The organism is Bacterioplanes sanyensis, assembly GCF_002237535.1.
GTDB classification, from domain to species: Bacteria; Pseudomonadota; Gammaproteobacteria; order Pseudomonadales; family Oceanobacteraceae; genus Bacterioplanes; species Bacterioplanes sanyensis_A.
On sequence record NZ_CP022530.1, the window covers coordinates 1,460,134 to 1,479,025 of the forward strand.

General features: G+C 52.1%; 21 protein-coding genes. 12 read left to right on the forward strand and 9 right to left on the reverse strand.

The window, feature by feature from the left end; genetic code table 11:
• The first annotated feature begins 195 nt into the window (after window positions 1–195).
• The 7 genes from rpsF to CHH28_RS06930 all read left to right on the forward strand — a co-directional run bounded on the left by rpsF (window position 196) and on the right by CHH28_RS06930 (window position 4,901).
• Window positions 196–639 (forward strand): 30S ribosomal protein S6, encoded by a 444-nt coding sequence (rpsF, locus tag CHH28_RS06900; protein ID WP_094059611.1) that lies wholly within the window; start codon window positions 196–198, stop codon window positions 637–639.
• A gap of 14 nt (window positions 640–653) precedes the next feature.
• Window positions 654–884, forward strand: a complete 231-nt coding sequence (rpsR, locus tag CHH28_RS06905) for a 30S ribosomal protein S18 (RefSeq protein ID WP_094059612.1) — start codon at window positions 654–656, stop codon at window positions 882–884.
• 60 nt (window positions 885–944) lie between these two features.
• Window positions 945–1,781, forward strand: coding sequence for a hypothetical protein (locus CHH28_RS06910; protein WP_094059613.1), 837 nt, complete (start codon window positions 945–947; stop codon window positions 1,779–1,781).
• Between the two features lie 26 nt (window positions 1,782–1,807).
• Complete coding sequence (rplI, locus tag CHH28_RS06915; protein ID WP_094059614.1) at window positions 1,808–2,254, forward strand: 50S ribosomal protein L9; 447 nt, start codon at window positions 1,808–1,810, stop codon at window positions 2,252–2,254.
• A 118-nt stretch (window positions 2,255–2,372) separates the two neighbouring features.
• Window positions 2,373–3,746, forward strand: coding sequence for a replicative DNA helicase (gene dnaB / locus CHH28_RS06920; protein WP_094059615.1), 1,374 nt, complete (start codon window positions 2,373–2,375; stop codon window positions 3,744–3,746).
• Window positions 3,747–3,756: 10 nt separating this feature from the next.
• Entirely contained in the window at window positions 3,757–4,383 is a 627-nt protein-coding gene (locus tag CHH28_RS06925; protein WP_094059616.1) for a GNAT family N-acetyltransferase, read from the forward strand.
• Entirely contained in the window at window positions 4,380–4,901 is a 522-nt protein-coding gene (locus tag CHH28_RS06930; RefSeq protein ID WP_094059617.1) for a GNAT family N-acetyltransferase, read from the forward strand. Before CHH28_RS06925 ends, CHH28_RS06930 begins: the two co-directional genes overlap by 4 nt.
• Window positions 4,902–4,918: 17 nt before the next feature.
• Here CHH28_RS06930 and CHH28_RS06935 read toward each other — a convergent pair whose 3' ends face one another.
• Window positions 4,919–5,113, reverse strand: a complete 195-nt coding sequence (locus tag CHH28_RS06935; protein ID WP_094062007.1) for a CPXCG motif-containing cysteine-rich protein — start codon at window positions 5,111–5,113, stop codon at window positions 4,919–4,921.
• Between the two features lie 115 nt (window positions 5,114–5,228).
• Between CHH28_RS06935 and CHH28_RS06940 the strand changes: the two genes are divergently transcribed.
• The 3 genes from CHH28_RS06940 to CHH28_RS06950 all read left to right on the forward strand — a co-directional run bounded on the left by CHH28_RS06940 (window position 5,229) and on the right by CHH28_RS06950 (window position 8,462).
• Entirely contained in the window at window positions 5,229–6,083 is an 855-nt protein-coding gene (locus CHH28_RS06940) for an N-acyl homoserine lactonase family protein (RefSeq protein ID WP_157729807.1), read from the forward strand.
• A 94-nt stretch (window positions 6,084–6,177) separates the two neighbouring features.
• A complete protein-coding gene (locus tag CHH28_RS06945; protein ID WP_094059619.1) occupies window positions 6,178–7,188 on the forward strand; it encodes a type I glyceraldehyde-3-phosphate dehydrogenase in 1,011 nt (336 codons plus the stop codon).
• Between the two features lie 110 nt (window positions 7,189–7,298).
• Window positions 7,299–8,462: a phosphoglycerate kinase gene (locus CHH28_RS06950; RefSeq protein ID WP_094059620.1), complete on the forward strand. Its 1,164-nt coding sequence runs from the start codon at window positions 7,299–7,301 to the stop codon at window positions 8,460–8,462.
• 45 nt (window positions 8,463–8,507) lie between these two features.
• Here the strand turns inward: CHH28_RS06950 and CHH28_RS06955 are convergent, their stop codons facing one another.
• The 5 genes from CHH28_RS06955 to CHH28_RS06975 all read right to left on the reverse strand — a co-directional run bounded on the left by CHH28_RS06955 (window position 8,508) and on the right by CHH28_RS06975 (window position 12,513).
• The gene (locus CHH28_RS06955; protein ID WP_094059621.1) at window positions 8,508–8,948 is read right to left on the reverse strand and encodes a GNAT family N-acetyltransferase; all 441 of its coding nucleotides are present in this window, start codon (window positions 8,946–8,948) and stop codon (window positions 8,508–8,510) included.
• Window positions 8,949–9,058: 110 nt separating this feature from the next.
• Window positions 9,059–10,783, reverse strand: coding sequence for a hypothetical protein (locus CHH28_RS06960; RefSeq protein WP_094059622.1), 1,725 nt, complete (start codon window positions 10,781–10,783; stop codon window positions 9,059–9,061).
• 360 nt (window positions 10,784–11,143) lie between these two features.
• Window positions 11,144–11,581, reverse strand: coding sequence for a GNAT family N-acetyltransferase (locus CHH28_RS06965; RefSeq protein WP_094059623.1), 438 nt, complete (start codon window positions 11,579–11,581; stop codon window positions 11,144–11,146).
• 59 nt (window positions 11,582–11,640) lie between these two features.
• Complete coding sequence (locus CHH28_RS06970; protein ID WP_094059624.1) at window positions 11,641–12,066, reverse strand: bifunctional diaminohydroxyphosphoribosylaminopyrimidine deaminase/5-amino-6-(5-phosphoribosylamino)uracil reductase RibD; 426 nt, start codon at window positions 12,064–12,066, stop codon at window positions 11,641–11,643.
• Window positions 12,067–12,090: 24 nt separating this feature from the next.
• Complete coding sequence (locus tag CHH28_RS06975; protein WP_094059625.1) at window positions 12,091–12,513, reverse strand: VOC family protein; 423 nt, start codon at window positions 12,511–12,513, stop codon at window positions 12,091–12,093.
• Between the two features lie 228 nt (window positions 12,514–12,741).
• Here CHH28_RS06975 and CHH28_RS06980 point away from each other — a divergent pair, with 228 nt between their 5' ends.
• Together CHH28_RS06980 and CHH28_RS06985 are read left to right on the forward strand one after the other, a co-directional pair.
• Window positions 12,742–13,365, forward strand: coding sequence for a LysE family translocator (locus tag CHH28_RS06980; RefSeq protein ID WP_094062008.1), 624 nt, complete (start codon window positions 12,742–12,744; stop codon window positions 13,363–13,365).
• A 126-nt stretch (window positions 13,366–13,491) separates the two neighbouring features.
• Complete coding sequence (locus tag CHH28_RS06985; RefSeq protein ID WP_094059626.1) at window positions 13,492–15,213, forward strand: peptidase inhibitor family I36 protein; 1,722 nt, start codon at window positions 13,492–13,494, stop codon at window positions 15,211–15,213.
• Between the two features lie 209 nt (window positions 15,214–15,422).
• On the opposite strand, the gene CHH28_RS06990 is transcribed toward CHH28_RS06985, so the two are convergent.
• The 3 genes from CHH28_RS06990 to CHH28_RS07000 all read right to left on the reverse strand — a co-directional run bounded on the left by CHH28_RS06990 (window position 15,423) and on the right by CHH28_RS07000 (window position 18,396).
• The gene (locus CHH28_RS06990) at window positions 15,423–15,833 is read right to left on the reverse strand and encodes an RDD family protein (RefSeq protein ID WP_094059627.1); all 411 of its coding nucleotides are present in this window, start codon (window positions 15,831–15,833) and stop codon (window positions 15,423–15,425) included.
• 167 nt (window positions 15,834–16,000) lie between these two features.
• Window positions 16,001–17,200 carry a type III PLP-dependent enzyme gene (locus CHH28_RS06995; protein ID WP_094059628.1) on the reverse strand — a complete coding sequence of 400 codons (1,200 nt, stop codon included), beginning with the start codon at window positions 17,198–17,200 and terminating at the stop codon, window positions 16,001–16,003.
• A gap of 338 nt (window positions 17,201–17,538) precedes the next feature.
• Window positions 17,539–18,396, reverse strand: coding sequence for a delta-class carbonic anhydrase (locus CHH28_RS07000; protein ID WP_094059629.1), 858 nt, complete (start codon window positions 18,394–18,396; stop codon window positions 17,539–17,541).
• Window positions 18,397–18,892: the final 496 nt, after the last annotated feature.

Below are 18,892 nucleotides of genomic sequence, written 5' to 3' on the forward strand. Positions count from 1 at the left end.
GCTGACTCGAACTCACCCAGCATACGTCCAATACGATCATCCAGCCTGTGGTCAGATGTCGCATCTGGTTAAGGTTTGAACTGCTGCAGGGCTTCTGCTACTATCCCCACCCCTTTATCTGCCCTGGCTTGCCAGCGGCAGACTCCTTGCCTTACCGGATGGGCCGGAAGGCTATAAACCCATAAGGAGTTGACAATGCGTCACTACGAAATCGTTTTTCTGGTTCACCCAGATCAAAGCGAACAAGTACCAGCCATGGTAGAGCGTTACACCAACAGCATCGAAGCATCTGGCGGTAAAATCCACCGTTTCGAAGACTGGGGTCGTCGTCACCTGGCATACCCAATCAACGACATCCATAAAGCACACTACATTCTGATGAACGTTGAATGTTCACAAGAAGTGCTGGACGAGCTGACTACTAACTTCCGTTACAACGATGCTGTTCTGCGTAACATGGTTATCCGTCGCGACGAAGCCGTGACTGAGCTGTCTCCAATCAAAGCGGCTGAAAGCCGTGAAGATCGTCGCCGCGAAGCTCGCAGCGAAGAGCGTGCAGCTGAGCCAAAAGCTGAAGAAGCCGCGGACGCCACTGAAGCGAACGCAGAAGAATCTACTGCTGACGAAAGCGCAGAGTAATAGGAGTTTTAGTCATGGCACGTTTTTTCCGTCGTCGTAAGTTCTGCCGTTTCACCGCTGAAGGTGTATCTGAGATCGATTACAAAGATCTGGACACGCTGAAAGGCTACATCACTGAAACTGGCAAAATCGTACCAAGCCGTATCACTGGTACCCGTGCTAAGTATCAGCGTCAGCTGTCTACTGCGATCAAGCGCGCGCGCTACATCGCTTTGCTGCCTTACACTGATCAGCACGACAATTAATCGTTGTTCTGATACTTAAGCTGGTTGAGTGACATGATGATATCTCTCGCTCGATGGGCTATGACCAGCCGCACACAGGCAACTGTGGCGGCTGGTGCTGCTTTAGCCATCCCATTGTTGTTCTGGCTGGGAGCGGCCATCGTGGCACTGGTGACCTTGCGTCAGGGTGCTGCAGAAGGCAGTCGCGTATTAATGTGGGCCTCGTTGCCGGGCATTGCCTGGTTTGCAGCGGGTGATCCGACGCCCTTGGTGACCGCCTTGGGTGTGGGAGTGGGAGCGGCTGTTCTCAATCACAGTGTGCGTTTGGATTGGGCTATGGCGATGTCGGTGCTGGTTGGCATCGTATTGTACTTTAGCCTGCCGTTGATGATGACAGAGGTCTTGCCTTTGATCGTCAGCAACAGCGAAGCCGCAGTGGCGGACGCCTTGCAAGAGCGGCCAGAAGTTCTGGCGCAGGTGCAAGCGTACGTAGCCCCTCTGATCAGTGGCGGGCTGGCATCACTGTTTGTGCTGATCATTAATCTGTGTCTGTTATTGGGACGCTACTGGCAGAGTGCCTTGTATAACCCAGGTGGTTTTGGCACTGAATTTAAGCAGTTGCGGTTGCCTGTGGCAGTGACAGCACCGGTGGTACTGGTGTTGCTCATGGCCGGGCAGTTACAGCCTCAGTTAGCCGGTTTGGTGCCGATTTTAACGGTGCCATTAATACTGGCTGCACTGGCGTTGATCCATGGCGCGGTGGCCAAAACCGATGCCAGTCCGATTTGGTTGACGGTAACTTACCTCAGCCTGTTTTTCTTCGGGCCATACATGTACACATTACTAATTTTCGTAGCGCTGATGGACAGTCTGTTTGACGTTCGCGCGCGACTAAAAGACACGGCGTCGGGTGAGTAACCCCGCCCTGTAATGAGGAATTAAAAATGCAAATTATTCTGCTGGAAAAAATCGCCAAGCTGGGCGAACTGGGTGAGCAAGTAACCGTTAAGCCAGGTTACGCGCGTAACTTCCTGTTCCCACAAGGCAAAGCGGTACCTGCCACCAAAACTAACGTTGCTGAGTTTGAAGCACGTCGCGCTGAGCTTGAAAAAGCTGCGGCTGACAAGCTGGCTGGTGCTGAGTCTCGTAAAGAGAAAATCGAAGAAATCGAACTGTCTGTTGCCGTTAAAGCGGGCGACGAAGGCAAGCTGTTCGGTTCTCTGGGCAACCGTGACATCGCTGAGCTGGCGACTGAAGCGGGCGTTGAGCTGGCAAAAGCAGAAGTACGTCTGCCAGAAGGTCCTATTCGCAACGTTGGCGAATACGACATCGCTATCCACCTGCACGCAGAAGTGGAAGCCACTCTGAAACTGCACGTCGTTTCTGAGTAAGACTTTACTGCGCGGCCATGGCCGTGACAGAAAGTAGCAAAAAAGGCACTATTGGATGCGTTCAATAGTGCTTTTTTTTGCCCCACCGTTTTCCAATCGATGAGTGAATGACGCAGCCATGAGCGACGAGCACGAAACCTCCTTGCGAACCCCGCCGCATTCGGTTGAAGCCGAACAGTCGGTATTAGGGGCCCTAATGCTGGACGAACGCGCCTGGGAAGATGTGTCGGAAAGCCTCGAAGACAACGACTTTTATCGCCATGACCATCGGCTGATTTTCCGCGCCATCACCCATTTGGTGTCGCAAGAGCAGCCTCTCGATGTGGTCACCGTGGCAGAAGAGCTGGAAGAGCGCTCGCAACTGGAAAAAATTGGCGGCGCCGCCTACCTGAGCCAGCTGGTCGATATGACCCCTGCGATCGATAACTGTGCGGCTTACGCCACCATTGTGCGCGAACGAGCGCAGCAACGACGGTTGATCGAAGCCGCCAGCGATATGATGCAGCGCGCCTACGAGCCAGACGGCGACGACTCGCTGACCTTACTGTCGGATGCGGAAAAAGCCATCGCCCAAATCGCCGAAGGCAACCGCAAAGACGGCGGCCCGCAAGTGGTCGGGCCGATTCTGAAAAACACCCTCGATCAGCTCGATCAGATGTTTAATCAGCCCGATGGCCTGACCGGTTTAACCACCGGCTTTACCGACATTGATTCACGTACCTCGGGGTTACAAAAAGCCGATTTGGTGATTGTTGCGGCGCGTCCGTCGATGGGAAAAACCACCTACTCGATGAACCTGGTGGAAAACGCCTTGCTGGCCACCAAACGTCCGTGTTTGGTGTTCAGTATGGAGATGCCATCGGAATCCATCGTTATGCGGATGCTGTCGTCGTTAGGCCGTATCGACCAAACCCGTGTGCGCAGTGGCAAGCTGATCGAAGAGGACTGGCCCAAGCTGTCAGCCGCGGTCAATATGCTCAAAGATTTACCCCTCTACATCGACGACACCCCGGCGCTGACGCCACAAGAAATGCGTGCCCGCGCGCGTAAGGTGTATCGCGAAAACAACAACGACTTGGGCATGATCATGGTCGACTACCTGCAGCTGATGCGGGTGTCGGGACCATCGGAAGGGCGTACCCAGGAAATTTCTGAAATCTCTCGGACGTTAAAAGCCATTGCCAAAGAGTTTAACTGCCCGATGGTGGCGCTGTCGCAGTTGAACCGATCGCTGGAACAACGACCTAACAAGCGTCCAGTAATGTCGGATCTGCGTGAATCGGGCGCCATCGAGCAGGACGCCGATATCATCCAGTTTATTTACCGCGATGAGGTGTATAACGAGGACTCGCCGGATAAAGGCGTGGCAGAAATCATCACAGGTAAGCACCGTAATGGTCCGATTGGTAGCGACCGTCTGGCCTTTATTGGTAAATACACCCGCTTTGAAAATCTCGCCCACGGTTACGACGGTGGCGACGACGATTATTAACAGGTAGTGCATGAAATTTACCCCTGAATTGACCTTCGCTGGCGGTCGGGTTCGGCCGCTGGCTGACAGCGATGTAGAGCATTTGCTGGCCCTGTATCAACACCCCGAGTTGCCCGGTCAAAGACCGCTGGATCCCGCATCGGAGCAAGCGCAGCTACAAATGCAGCGCATGATCGAGCTGAGCGTGCAAATGGCCGCCACCCAGCGCGGCATGATGTGGCTGCTGGAAGTGGACGGCGAGGTGCAGGGCATGGTGAGCGCCTTTGACTGGCAGCCTTCAGCACTGAGAGTGACGTTGCGCGTCGACGGTTTGCCCAGCTTGCAAGACCAGCACCGAGCGGTGGCGCTGACCGCATGTATGGATTTTCTCGCCAGCAAATACCATTTGCGCAATTTTGCTTACCAATGGATATCAGGTCAGCACGAATCGCTGAAGACGCTGTTGCAGTCTCTTGGTTTTGAGCGCACGGCCGTGCTGCGCCAAGCATGGCGCACGGGCGACAACCAGTTTGCCGACATCGAGCAATATCATCTGCTGCGCTCAGAGGCCAAACCGGTGCCTGGCCGTTTGGGTGAGCAGGATAATCCTGGGCAAAATTTGGAAAAATCCTTCCACTCACCAGGAGAGTCATCATGAATTGGAATTTTGACGCCGGTGAGTTTCAGTTACGTTTGCCGGTGACTGAGCAAGATGGCGATGCCGTCTATGAGTTGCTCAAGGTCGCTGAAAGGCGAGCGCACTTGCCGCAATTAGGCATGGACGTCAGCGCGCAGGCGCTGGATGATTTGCGCCGCTGGGCGCTGCGTTTTCAATCGCGTGAAGCGGCTTGCTGGTTGATCGAACAGCAAGGCCAGCTACGCGGCCGCATTGGTTTGCAGCACATCAACTGGATGACACGCTCAGCGCGGTTGTGGTGGGAGCTGGATGAGCAAATGACACTGGCGGAGATGCAACCTGTGCTGGCGGCGGTGCTGAATTTTGTTCAGCAGGAGCTGAACTTGCACCGAGTGGAACTGAGACTGAGCCGTGGCAATCAGCAACATGGCCAGCTGGCGCAAGGCTTGGGTTTTGTGCACGAAGGCTATTTGCCGGCGCAGTTGGAGTTTGAGGGCAACAGCATCGATCTGGATATCTACAGCTGGTTGGCCAGTTAAGCAACATCATTTTGGGGTCAAGCGTCGTTCTCGCTGCGCACGCTGACCTCGATGTCTCCCTGCCAGTCCTGCTGCACGCTGACCACCATCGGCTGACAGCATATTTGGCAGTCTTCGATGTACTCTTGCTGTGGCTCGGAGGGATCGACCAAAATGGTCATCGGCTCGCCGCAATAGGGGCAGTCAATGGCGTGTTCGTGTAAGGCTTCCATGGTCATCTCGCTGTGTCGTGGTGGACTGGATGTTGCAAAACGCGCCTTGGACTTGATGTCTTAAATTGGATAACCCAATCTGAGCGTTCCCTAGATGAATGTGCACGGAGGCTCCATGCGGTTTTTGCTTTCTCTGCGTTTTTTGCTTTCTATTCTCGGTGGCTGGTTGTTGGCCAGTATGGCAGTGGCCAATGGCCTGTCGGTCCAGGTGCTCGACTGTGGCACCTTAGTCAGCCGCAATGCATCTTTGTTCAACAGCAATATCGAAACCGGCACTGAACAGGTGTTGGCCAACAGCTGTTATTTGATTCGCCACCCTGACGGTACGCTGTTGTGGGACACCGGCATGACCGATGAGCTGGCAAAACTGCCCGATGGCAAAGAAATGTGGGATGGCGCCTTTCACGTGTCGATGAGCAAAACCCTGTTAGGCCAGCTGGCCGAGCACGGCGTCAGCCCTAAAGACATAGATTACCTGGCCATCTCTCATTTGCACTCCGACCACACCGGCAACGCTAACGCCTTTGCCAAATCGACCTGGTTGGTGCAGCGCAGCGAGCATAAAGTCTCGACCGGAAAAAAAGCGCGCCAATACGGATTTAAACAAGGCGATTACAACCGCCTGCGCAAGGTGAAAAAACTCAATGGCGATCACGATGTGTTTGGCGACGGCAGTGTGGTGATTGTGCGCACTCCGGGTCATACCCCGGGCCATCAATCGCTGCTGTTGAAGCTAAAACAACACGGCCCTGTGGTGCTGAGTGGTGATTTGTACCATTTCCAGCGCAATCACGACGACCGAGCCGTGCCACAGTTTAATGCCGACGCTGGCGATACCCGCGCCTCTTTTGACAAGATCGACCAGCTGATCAAAGAGACCGGAGCTGAGTTGTGGATCCAGCACGATAAACCGCAGTTTGATCGGTTAATGGCTGGCGGCAGTGGTGAGCAGCCTGGGTTGTACTACTAACCAGAATAATTAGACGGCGAGAAAACGCGGTTCTACTTTGCCAGAGAGGTGCAAATCCAAGACAATGGACACCTGTTTGGCAAGGTAACGCAACATGACCACGCGCATCGCCATCAATGGTTTTGGCCGTATCGGCCGCTGTATTCTTCGCGCTTTGTACGCCAATGGCTATCGCCAGAACCTGCAAGTTGTCGCCATCAATGAGTTGGCGGACATCGACTCCATCAGTTACATGCTGCGCTACGACAGCACCCATGGACGTTTCCCTGGCACCGTCAGTGTGGCCGATGAGCGCCACTTGATGGTCAATGGTGATCGCATTTGCATGCGCCATGAGGCCGACCCGCAGCAGCTTGACTGGCAGGCGTTAGATATCGACTTGGTATTGGAATGCAGTGGCCAGATCAAATCCCGTGCCGAAGCCGAGATTCATTTGCAGCGCGGCGCGCGCAAAGTATTAATCTCCAACCCCGCCGACAGCGATGTCGACAACACCATTATCTACGGCCTCAATCACGACACCCTGAGTGCAGAGCAGCGCATTGTCTCCAATGGCTCCTGCTCAACCAACTGTTTATTGCCCATTTTGACGGTACTGGACGAAACCTGGGGCATTGAGGCTGGAGTCACTACCACCATTCACTCCGCCATGAACGACCAACCTGTGATTGATGCCTATCACTCGGATTTGCGTCGTACCCGTGCGGCGGGGCAAAGCATTATTCCCGTCGATACCGGCCTGCCCAAAGGCATCGCGCGGCTACTGCCGCACTTGGATGGCCGTATGGAAAGCCTGCATGTGCGGGTGCCGACCATTAATGTATCGGCGCTGGATTTGAGCTTGCAGCTCAGGCAAGCGGTCACGGTGGAGGCGGTAAATGAGCAGCTTACGCGTGCTGCTGAGCAGCGCTTCCCTGGCGTGTTGGGCATTGCTAACGAAGCCCACGCCTCCATCGACTTTAATCAGGACCCGCGCTCCGGCGTGGTGGATGCCACCCAAACTCGAGTCAGCGGCGAGCGTTTGCTGAAGTTGCTGGTGTGGTTTGATAACGAGTGGGGTTTTGCCAATCGCATGTTAGACACCGCCGAGTGCATGACCCGCTGACAAAAAAGGGAACATCCTGCGGGCCCCAGCCTCTGGGGCCGTCGTTGCCTTGCTGCTATACTCCCGCCCCGATTTTGACCATCTGCCAAGCGGCAATTGATGAGGTAGCTATGACTGTTTTGAAAATGACCGACCTCGACTTGAAAGGCAAGCGGGTTCTGATTCGTGAAGATCTGAATGTGCCGGTAAAAGACGGCAAGGTAACGTCCGATGTGCGCATTCGTGCATCATTGCCGACCATTCAGCACGCACTCGAGGCCGGTGCCAAAGTCATGGTGATGTCTCACCTCGGCCGCCCAACGGAAGGCGAATACGCCGATGAGTTTTCTATGCAGCCCGTGGCTGAGCATTTAGGCGGTTTACTGGGCCGCAGCGTTAATGTGATTAAAGATTTCTCTGCCGGCATCGACGTGGCCGACGGCGAGTTGGTACTGCTGGAAAACGTGCGTTTTAACCCAGGCGAGAAAAAAGACACAGACGAGCTGGCCCAAGCGTATGCGGCTTTGTGTGACGTGTTTGTGATGGACGCCTTTGGCACCGCTCACCGTGCTCAAGCCTCGACTCACGGTGTGGCCAAGTTTGCCCCAGTTGCTTGCGCTGGCCCACTGCTGGCGGCGGAGTTGGATGCCTTGGGCAAAGCGCTGGATAAGCCGGCACGCCCTCTGGTAGCGATCGTTGGTGGCTCAAAAGTGTCGACCAAATTGGAAGTGCTGGAAAGCCTGTCTGACATCTGCGATCAGATCATCGTCGGTGGCGGCATTGCCAATACCTTCCTGGCCGCAGCTGGCAAGCCAGTGGGTAAGTCGTTGTACGAAGCAGATTTAATTCCTGCGGCGAAAAAGCTGATGGAAAAAGTCTCCATTCCTGTGCCGACCGATGTAGTGTGCGGCAAAGAGTTTTCGGAAACCGCTGAAGCGACGCTGAAGTCGGCTGATGACGTGGCCGAAGACGATATGATTTTTGATATCGGCCCGGATTCTGCCAAGGCGCTGGCGGAGCAGTTAAAAGAAGCCAACACCATTATCTGGAACGGTCCGGTGGGCGTATTTGAATTTGATCAATTTGGCGAAGGCACTAAAGCCTTGTCATTGGCCATTGCTGAGTCAGATGCCTTCTCTATTGCTGGCGGTGGTGACACTCTTGCGGCGGTGGATAAGTACAATATCGCGGAGAAAGTCTCTTATATTTCAACCGGCGGCGGTGCTTTCTTAGAGTTTGTTGAAGGCAAAACTCTGCCTGCGGTAGCGATGCTGGAGCAGCGCGCAAACGGCTAATTAACCGTCGAAAATGCTAAAAAAGCCGGCAATGTGCCGGCTTTTTTATTGCCGCCATTCGTATAATAAGTCCGGCAGGCCTTCTTCGTTGTCGCTATTTCCTGCTGAAAAATCAAACCCGTGGGCTTGGTAAAAGTCCCGCGCTGGCTGATTTTTTTCAAAAGTACGCAGCGATAAATAACCGTCTGACTGTTGCTTGGCAACTTCCATTAATAGGCTACCAATGCTCTTGCCTTGATATTCCGGATGCACATACAGCTGGCTGATTTCGTTGCGATTGGAGGCCATAAAGGCAACCACAGTGTCAGCATCTAATACCACCCGAATATCATAGTCTTGCGGCAAAATATGCTGCAAAAAATACGTTTGCGATTCCACGCTGTGTATAGGCTCAAGGTCCAGAGCCTTGCTGTGGGCTTGGCGCCACAAGTTGACCACAGCTTGGCTGTGTTGTGGTTGGAAAGCGGTTACAACGAAGTTCGACATAGTGTCACTCAGTAGCTGAGGGGGATGCCAGCGTATCATGGTTAATAATGACCGTCGTCGCTTTATGGTGACGGGCCGTCACCATAAAGCATGCTGCTGTCGCCAGTGCGTTATAGCTTGAACTGAACAAAAATGCGATACGTCACTCGTTTACCATCACGTTTGGTGATGGGCAAGTAAATGACATCCTGGCGGTTATTCCAGCTTTTATCCATGCCAGTTGCTTGATACACCAAGTAGCGACCGTCGCCGTTATGCTGCCAGAAAATTTCGCCGAGAGGGTTGCTAAACACATAGCTGTCATCATGCTGCAGTTGCACACGTGTATGCTGTAGCTGCGATCCCTCTGATTTTTTGCGTTGTGTATTCCAATATTTACCATTCAATTGCAGTGGTTTATGACTGCCTTTGTAAGTCGAGTCTGCAGCGGCGACAGGCACCGTCCAGCGGTGTAAGTTCTTTTGGCCGATGGCCTTGAGTTGCTTTAAGTTGATACGGCGTTGGTCTAAAGAATAACCTTCAATGATTAAATTGATGGTTTTAATCGACTCGCCTTGCTCGGCATAGTATTTGTCTTCAGCCAGAGCGTAGACATTGCCAAATGGATCTTTTTTGGCCCAACCTGAATCCCAAGGTGAGTTAGGAGAGTTAAATTTCGGCACATCTATGGCTGCATCGCCGCCGAATAGTTTGGCAAACCAGTTGACTCCCCCCAATAGATTGGCGGCATCTTTTGCAGCATGACGCAAAATAGCATCATCGACGTTGGGTACATTGCCGCTGGGCTGGCCCATGTTGGTTGCTAGGCTTTTGGTTTGCCCCCAGCGACCTTGCCAGTTTTCTAAGTTTCGCCCCTCAAGTCGCTCTACACCATTGCCTCGATGAGCTTGCCAGCTATTCCATACCAACCCCTCGGGTTCACCCTGACTATTGCGATACGCCGGTTGCGAGAATTTAACCAGCTGTCCCAAATCTTCAGACGATGTTAGGTCAATGGTTTGCAACCAGTCTATTTTCCAGTTTGGCTGGGTGACAGCGTAGGTATTGTAAAGCCCAACCAATGGCTTGAGGTCGGATGCTTTAGAGGTATAGTGCAGCTTGCCCGATCCTTTCGGATAAAGGCCATGAGTATTCAAGGAAACAGCAATGCGAGGGTGCCAACCGCCATTCCCATTGGATGCATCTACTTTGTCAAACGGCGTGAAGATTTCCTTGCCGTGGGCTACGGTGACGATGCCCAATACTTTGCCAGGTTGATTCTGGTTATCCAAAACAACCGTAGTGGTTTCCCAATCACCGTAGTGTTTTGCGGCATTACACCATTCAAAGTTGCGACGCTTTCCCGCTTGCGAGTGATGAAATTGCTGATAGATCTTTGCGCGAAAAATTTGGCAATCGCTAAACGGCATCAGCATGGAATAAATGAGATACAGTCGCTTTTGTGATTCTCGAACCGTCAAATAGATCGGAGTATCGTGTATCAAGTTACGCTCACCAATGGGTCTGTGAGCTAGGGCTTCGCTGCCAATGATAATGTGATCATTATCATGACGGTCTTTAACGTCAGGGCCAAGCTCGCCGGTCAAATGCGCAATCGAGGGTGATTCAGTGACCTGATCATTATGGTGCCACTGAATCGTCGAGTGCGAGAGTAAGGTTTCTATCGATATGGGGAAGGTTTGCTCATAGGCGTGAAAGAAATACTGAGGGGCTACCTTCTGTGCAATACTCACAATGCCTTCAGGGTCATCTTTATTATCAATATTGACAGTAAAGGAATGGGCAGATGTTGCCATAAACAGCCATATTAGGGCCAGATATTTTGTAATGCGCATGTATCATCCAAGCTAACAGGGTAGAAGCCAGCGATCATAGCATGAAGTTTTCAGTGCTATTAGAAAGGATTCTTTAAGGGTTTTTATTGATTAAATTATCAAATTTTCAGCTGACTTATTCTTATTTTGTATGTGGAAATTAACGAACTTAGTGCCTCATTTGGGAAGCATTGTGACCTTGATCACTGCGGTGCTGATAAATGATGACGTGGTAAAATATCAGACAGCGACCGTCGCGAATGCTTTGATTTGTGTGGGCTTGTTGTTATCTAGGCGGAGATCGAATTGCAGTGCAGCTGGTGTGACTGAATGTCGAATCATGACGTGTTACAACAGACATTAAGGTTGAGGTCTAACGCTTTAGAGTCGGATCTCAGCGAGCATGTCTTCGTCATCGTCGTCCATGCCGACTTCGATAAAACCAAAGCTGGCGTAAAAATCCTTCGCTACAGGGTTGTTGGGGTTATAGCAGATTTCGATGCAGGAGAGGTTGGAGTCCTGTTGGATTTCCTGTAGAGCCATCAACATGGCTTGGCGACCAATCCCCTTGCGCTGATGTGCTTGATCCACCATAAAGCGATAGATGGACACCTTGTCGCGCGATTCATAAACCCACATAAAAAAGCCCACGGGCTCATCGTTCAGATAGATGCCCCGCGTAATATGGCCATCATTGTAGGTTGCTTCAACCAACGACCACATATTACAAGCCACGAAGGCTTCTTGCTCGGGAGTGACATCTAGGTCGCAGATCGCTTCATAGTTGTCTGTTGTAATTGGGCGTAAAGACAGTGTCATAGGCATTTCCATAAACAAGGAAAGTACTGTCTGAGGCCGAGACCACAAAAGTTCAAGGCTTAGGAGTGCCCGAGGTGTGGATGCAGAAATGCCGCTACCTGATCGGCAGCACAGCCGACATCAACGCTTATGCCGGCATCTTTCAAAATGTTGATGCCGCGGCCATTATTGCGCGGATCAGGGTCGAGCAGGGCAACCACGATCCGTTGGATGCCGCTGCGCGCCAACATCTGTGCACAAGACGGCGTGCGTCCGGCAAAAGAGCAGGGCTCGAGAGTAACGTAGGCCGTCACTTCCGACAGCGAGCCCCGATATTGTTGCATGGCTTGCACTTCGGCGTGGTTGCCTCCAATGGCCTGGGTGTGACCTTGTGCCACTATTTTGCCATCTTTGACCAGCACACAACCGACGGGTGGGTTGGGCTGGCAAGCTGGCAATGCCTGGCGAGACACGGCCAGCGCTTGTTGCATAAAGACGTCGTCCATTGGGGCTCGAGTGACCTTGGTTCATTAATTGTCGTTGCTGTTGCGCAGCTCTGGCACGTCGGTGAGGTATTGGACAAATTCCACCTCATAGCCGTCTGGGTCGATAAAATACCGGTTTTTGCGGTATTTTCCATCACCCCCCGCTTGTGTTGGCTGGAATCCTGCGGCTTTCAGTCGATCGACCAGCTCCACCAGGTTATTGGTGACAAAGGCAAAATGTGACAACCCAATGTCGTTACTTTCCAAGTTTCGATTACTGCCCTGACCGTTGTCGTTGAATGTCAGAAATTGGTAGTCATCGCCAAAATGCAACCAACGACGCTCCGTACCGTACCAGCTGCCTTGGCCTTCTGTACGCACTTTCCAGTGGGGAAAGGCGGCGCGGTAAAAAGCCAGCGTCCGTGGAATATCGCTGACAACCAAGTTGAGGTGTTCTAACTGAATCATGATCTTCTCCTTTTTATGCGATAGCAGCGCTGAGTGACCGGCTGCTGACAGTGATAAGGTTATGACCTTAACCTAGGTTGAGGAGAAGCGCCTGTGGATAGAAATTTTTTATCGCCGTGATGGTGGTTGCCTAAAGCTGCGATGACACATTTATCAATGATGCATCGCCGCAATGGGCATAGCTGGGTATACTGCTTAACCTTTGATCGCTGCCAGCGGAGCCATGCCATGAACTGGGCTGTATTAGCTGCTTTTATTCCCACCTTTGCTTTTATTTCACTGACGCCGGGCATGTGCATGGCACTGTCGATGAGCCTTGGCATGACCATTGGTGTGCGCAGAACCATGTGGATGATGGCGGGCGAACTAGTCGGGGTGGCGCTGGTCACTGTCTGTGCCGTGCTGGGTGTTGCGGCCTTGATGCTAAAGGCGCCAACGGTATTTATTGCGTTTCAATTACTGGGCGGTGCTTATTTGTTGTGGCTGGGTTGGCAAATGTGGCAATCCAAAGGTTCGCTGGCCATTCCTGAACAGCCACAGGATCGCGACTACAGTCGCTGGGGGCTGATCAGTCAGGGCTTTTTAACCGCCGTTGCCAACCCGAAGGGCTGGGCATTTTTGGTGGTATTTATGCCCAGTTTCATTGATGCGGATCTGCCGCTGGTCCCTCAGTTGGTAATACTGATGTCGATTCAGCTGTTGCTCGAGTGGATAGCGCTGATGCTGTATGCCGGCGGCGGCTCCGGCTTGCGGCGCTGGCTATCGCAGCGCCACTCGGTACAGCGTCTGAACCGAATTGCCGGTACCCTAATGATGGGTGTGGGTATTTGGCTGGCCAGTGGAGCGTTTTAACGCCCGCGAAGGCAGCCCGGCCAGTGCGTACCTCTATTTGAGTCACCCTCTTCTGTAAAGCCTTTGTCATAGGGTATAGCCATGCTTCCAGGCGTCGCTTCGACGCACAACAATAAGGAAGCTTGCATGGTACGCATTACATCACTGGCATTGTTGGCCAGTGTCATTCTCGCTACGTCTGCCCAGGCGGAAGACAAAGTCTGCTTTTACCAGGACGCCGAATACCGCGGCACTGAGTGGTGTTACGGCGTTGAACAGGTGAGCTGGGTTGGCTCAGCAGTGAACGACAAGACCTCGTCGATCAAAACCTACGGCAACGCCTACGTCGATATTTTTGAGCACAGCCAATATCGCGGGCAGCAAGCGCGCATCATGGCAAATACCTACCGCATGGATGATCTGAACGATGGCATTAGCTCATTCACCGTCGGAGTTCGAGACAGCAACGATTTTGCATGTTTGTTTGAACACCCTGGTTTTCGCGGTACACCGCATTGCTTGCAAGCCGGTCAACAACAAACGGACCTTGACCGCGTGGCACTGGGCAGAAATAAAGCGTCATCGGTCATGGTAATAGGTGATGCAGCGGTGGATGTTTTTCAGTATCCGAATTTGCGCACTGACAAAGCCCACAGCCGCTTGCGCCGCAGCTCTTCCAACCTTGAGGTTCGACCGGGTGGCTGGCTAGAAGACGACATCGATTCTATGCGCGTGGTCCGTGAAGCGCGTGATGGCGGTGAAATCGCGATTGATATTCTGGATGCACTCAATGCGAAAGCACCAGTTAACCAGGCAAACGTGCTGACCTCTCACAATGCTTACAACAGCACCGCGTATTTTAGTGGTCAACTGATTCCAGGGCCGAATCAGCGCCGTGCTCTGGTTGAGCAATTGCAGTTGGGTATTCGTTCAATGGAGCTCGACATTCGTGCCGCCAATGGTTGGACTAAAGTGTGCCACTCCGTCGATTGCAACACCAATAATGTCACCAGCCTGCGGCGAATGCTGGGTGAAATCGATAGTTGGCTGAAAGGTGCTGATGACAACGATGTGGTGTTTATCTACCTTGAGGACGGCATTGATGGCGACACTGCAGGCTATCAGCGCTTGCAGCAAGACATTGCATGGCTGGGGGATATTGTTTACACACCGGGCAGCTGCCAAAGCCAACCACAACTGAGCATGCAGCAATTACTGGCGAATGGTCAGCGTATTTTCTTCTATAAAGACGGCGGCAACAGCGGCTGTGAATCATTGCCGCAGGTGCTGATTAATTTTGAAAGCAGTGTGGCGGTAGCGGATATCAATGTATATGAGTCATTTTTCTCAGCGACGCGCTTTCGCCGGGCATACGAGTGCGACAATTATTTCTGCAATAACACACTGACCGCTGACGAAGCTCTGATTGCACTGGAAAATGGATTGAATGCTGTGGGGATGGACATGCTGGAGGAGCAGAATCTGGACGGTGCAGGCCAGCGTCTTAACCGCCAGTTATGGGCCATTGATCCGCAAGATACTCAACAAGCGTATGCAGAAGGCCGCAGTGCGCGGATGACATTTTTCGGCACACGTTATTTGGCATTGTCATGGGATGAGGCCAGACCGTATGCGTGTCGCAACCATGCCGGTGATTGGCAGGTGACGCAAACGACCGGCACGCTGGACCTTGGCATGCAAGCCTGCGACAGCGAATATCCAGGCTATGTGTTTGATACGCCGCTCAGCGCGTATGAAGCCAAGAAACTGCGTCAAGTCATGACCTCTGGCTCTGATATTCACGTCAATTTTGGCGTAGAACAAGGGCGCTGGCAGGCTGGCAAATGGGGTGAGTTGTCGGCTCGATAAAGGCCCAACTAGACCGGATCGTGATCGATCCGGTCTTCCCTTTGTTAGCTTCTGGCTCATCCATGGCTGCATGAAGTTCACATGACGGCGTTTTATCCGGTTACTGCTAGTACCGGGTCCTTGTGGGCAGTCAAATGAATAGAACAAATACGCGAATCATGATGAAAGGCCGACAATACAAACCACTGAATCGAACGACAATGTCATTGCTAACCGGCCACTTTTTCCTTGCGAACCACGACAGTGTTGGCTAAGCGATCATGAAAACCCTGGTTTTTCTTGCTAAGGAAGATTGGAATTACCAGTAAAATATTAAAAGAAATTAAAAAACAAAACAGTAACGAGCGTTTAAACAGCTGGGGCACAGTGGCAGGGCGTAAGGTGTCGGCATCAACAATGGCCAGTTTAAATAGGCGCTTGCCTATATTGATATTCAGTGCCCAGTAGACAAAGAAAGCAATAGGAATCACGGCAAACATCAGCCACTCAATGGGCGGGTGCTGCTCCAGCCAGCCGAATTCGACTAAAAAGCGTTGCACAGTACCCACTACGCCTAGGATAACGCTGAGGTCAATTAAAATCGCTGGGATACGCAGTGCCGCTGCGTCGTCTTTATGCATGATCTCTTCCTTGTTCTCGTATGCAGCCTTGCAAGGCCGTGTCACAGCCCATTGTAGCGATGTGCTCTAAACCAGCCAATGGCGAACCATTCTAGTGGCTTAGTGGCTGCTAGTAGAAAGGGTACCGATGATCCAGCGTCCTTGCTGACCATCGGTGGGTGCTGCGATTATCCGAGCAGACGTTCCTGGTCTACCACTTCTTCATTTAACACGACGGTATGAGCGCGCTTGAAGAAGTTAAAGTCCGTTGCCGTAGCGCTGGTGTAGGCGCCCATCATTTTAGCGATGACCAAGTCGCCATTGTCGAGCCTGGGCAGCAGGATGTTTTCTGCAATCACATCAATGCTGTCACAGGTTGGGCCCGACAATACGCTGGCGAAATACTCGCTGCTGTGCTTTAACGTGTGCAGCGGGTATTTAGCGTCGTCAAATATCAAGCCAATAAACGAACCATAAATACCGTCATCCAAGTAATACCAGATTTGCCCATCACGCTCAGCACTGCCCATCACAGAGGCAATGCTGGTCATGGCAGGTGCAACAATAAAACGTCCAGGCTCTGCCAATACTTGCATGGTTTCTGGCAGTGTTTTCAGAGCTGCATTAATGGGCTGACAAAACAGCTCAATCGGCATTACCTTGCTGTTGTAACTAACCGGGAAGCCACCGCCAATATCCAGTGTGCTTAACGCCGGTAGCCCAGCTTCCACCACCTGTTGCATCAATGCAGCACAGGCGTGTATGGCATCCACGTACTTTTGTGGGTTCGCTGTTTGTGAGCCGACATGGAACGACAAGCCTTTTATGCGAATGTTCCACTCTTTGGCCATGGTGATAATCATCATCGCCTGCTCGATACTGCAGCCAAATTTCTTCGATAAATCGGCGAAAGCTTCTGAGTTTCTAAAACTCAAACGCACCAGCAATTCCACCTCATCACAGTAGCGACGGAATTTCTCCAGCTCGTTCAGGTTGTCGACCACAAACACTCGAGTACCATAGGCCAGCGCTTCACGAATATCGCTGTCGCGTTTAATCGGGTGCGTATGAATGGTGCGCTCAGGCTCTACGCCTAGTTGTTGCACCAGCTCGACCTCGCCTGTCGTCGCCAGATCAAAGCAGGCACCTTCTGCCATTAAAGTACGTACAACAGCAGGATGCGGCAGCGGCTTTAATGCAAAGTGCAAGGTCACGGTCGGCAATGCTTGTTGCAGCGCGCGATATTGCTGTCGTATAGCATCGCAATCGAGTAGCAACAAAGGTGCGCCAAACTGCGCGACAGACGATTCAATCAATTGAATCTTCTCAGCGTTTAAAGCATCTGTAGAATACGATTGAAAATCCAAAACAGAATGAGCAATAGCCATGGCCAGTATCCAACCATTCAAAGCACTTTTCAGTTATTAATAAGAAAAGTGGAGTGTCAAAAAAAGCATCGGGACGCTAAAACCTGCGACACTCCTACAAAGCTGCGCAGAATGATTTAGAGGTTCCCAAAGTGCAGTCAAAGTCACCCTTGGATAGTTGCTCTATCGCCTTGCCACAATGGTTGTGATGTACTCGGATTGGCTATCAACAAGAAGCGAGGTGATAGTAGTACCTGTGCGTCAGGACGGCAATCAAAAGTTATGGATTGATGACGATTTTTTTTTATCGTCAGGATCAAAAAGCGTTACTGCCCGCTGCCAGGCAGCGGGCACAGTGGTCATTCGATAGTGGACAGCAGCGCAGGGTTGGTGACCAAGTTGCGCACACCGTGGGCGTGGTGTTCATTGAAAGCGTTATCATCGCACCAGCGCCCGACCGATTCGATGTCGACTTTGGCCACTTGCGGGCGCACGCTCCAGCTTACCTGGAAGGGCGAGCCCTGCTCATTGTAGGCCGGTCCCGTTGTGGAGCCTGCATACTGTACCGGCGTGCCGGTGTCTGTTGGTAGATTCAACGCCTGTTGATAGCCGTTACGCTGGCCGAACTCGGTCAGGTGAGCAAAGTCGGCGGCTTGCTGATCGTTAACCAACACCAGTACCTGAGCTTCCACTCGCAGTTGGGGGTTGTGAATCGCCTCGCTCAAACAGGCACCCAAGGTTGGGCCCGGCTCAATCTGTGCGCTGGAATAGACATAGTGCAGCTCGATGGTATCGCCAGGCTGTAAGCCTTTGCCATCCGTCGAGCAGATGGCGCTGTCCACCGGGCGCAGCTCAGCGGCACTCAGTTCACCGCTGTAGAGAAAGCCTGCATGGTGATGTCCATCGTTGCTGGCCGCGTCGCGGGTAAACTCGCCTCCCTGGTGCTCTGCATTGTGATGAAAATGAATATTACACAGGTTCATTTGCTCAACCGGCGGGGCCAGATTAAAACTGACGGCGTTGTCTCCCGCTGCCATATCAATATTTCTTGGTGACTGCGGACCAAACCCCTTACCTTCTGTATTAGCGGCCAACCGCTCCCGTTGTTGTGACAGAGTTTGGCCGTCGTCTGCTGCTGAATACCGTTGGCTTTCCATGCTGGCACAGCCTGTTACTAACAGGGTGCCAGTCAACAGCGCAATAGAATTCCGTATCATGTTTAATCCTCATAAAATAAAAGGGAAGTTAGTCATCGGTTCAAGGATGTAAACCCTGATTTTATGAGGCATTTCTTTGTTGGCTACCAGTCAAGCAGCGTAATTTTTTGCCATGAGATAATAAAGAATTCTGACTGACTGCGTGAGCTGCTTCATTTATTTGTGAATTTCAATCCACTGAGCAGCGTCATTATTTCTTAGGTTATAATAGATAGGTCAACAACTGCCATGTATTGCAGAGTTGTCGCTTTATTGGATTTGCTAAAGTCTGGGTATTATCTTTGCCTTTCTAGTATCAGTACCATGCGGCCATTCAAGCGCTGGGCATACACAGCTTGATAAGTCACAGATGAGCTAGCGCAGATGACGGGGTGCAGATGACGGGGTGCAGATGACGGGGTGCAGATGACGGGGTGCAGATGACGGGGTGCAGATGGTGGAATACAGATGACGAGGTGCAGATGATAGGGGGGCAAACAGACGTACTCTGTTTAAT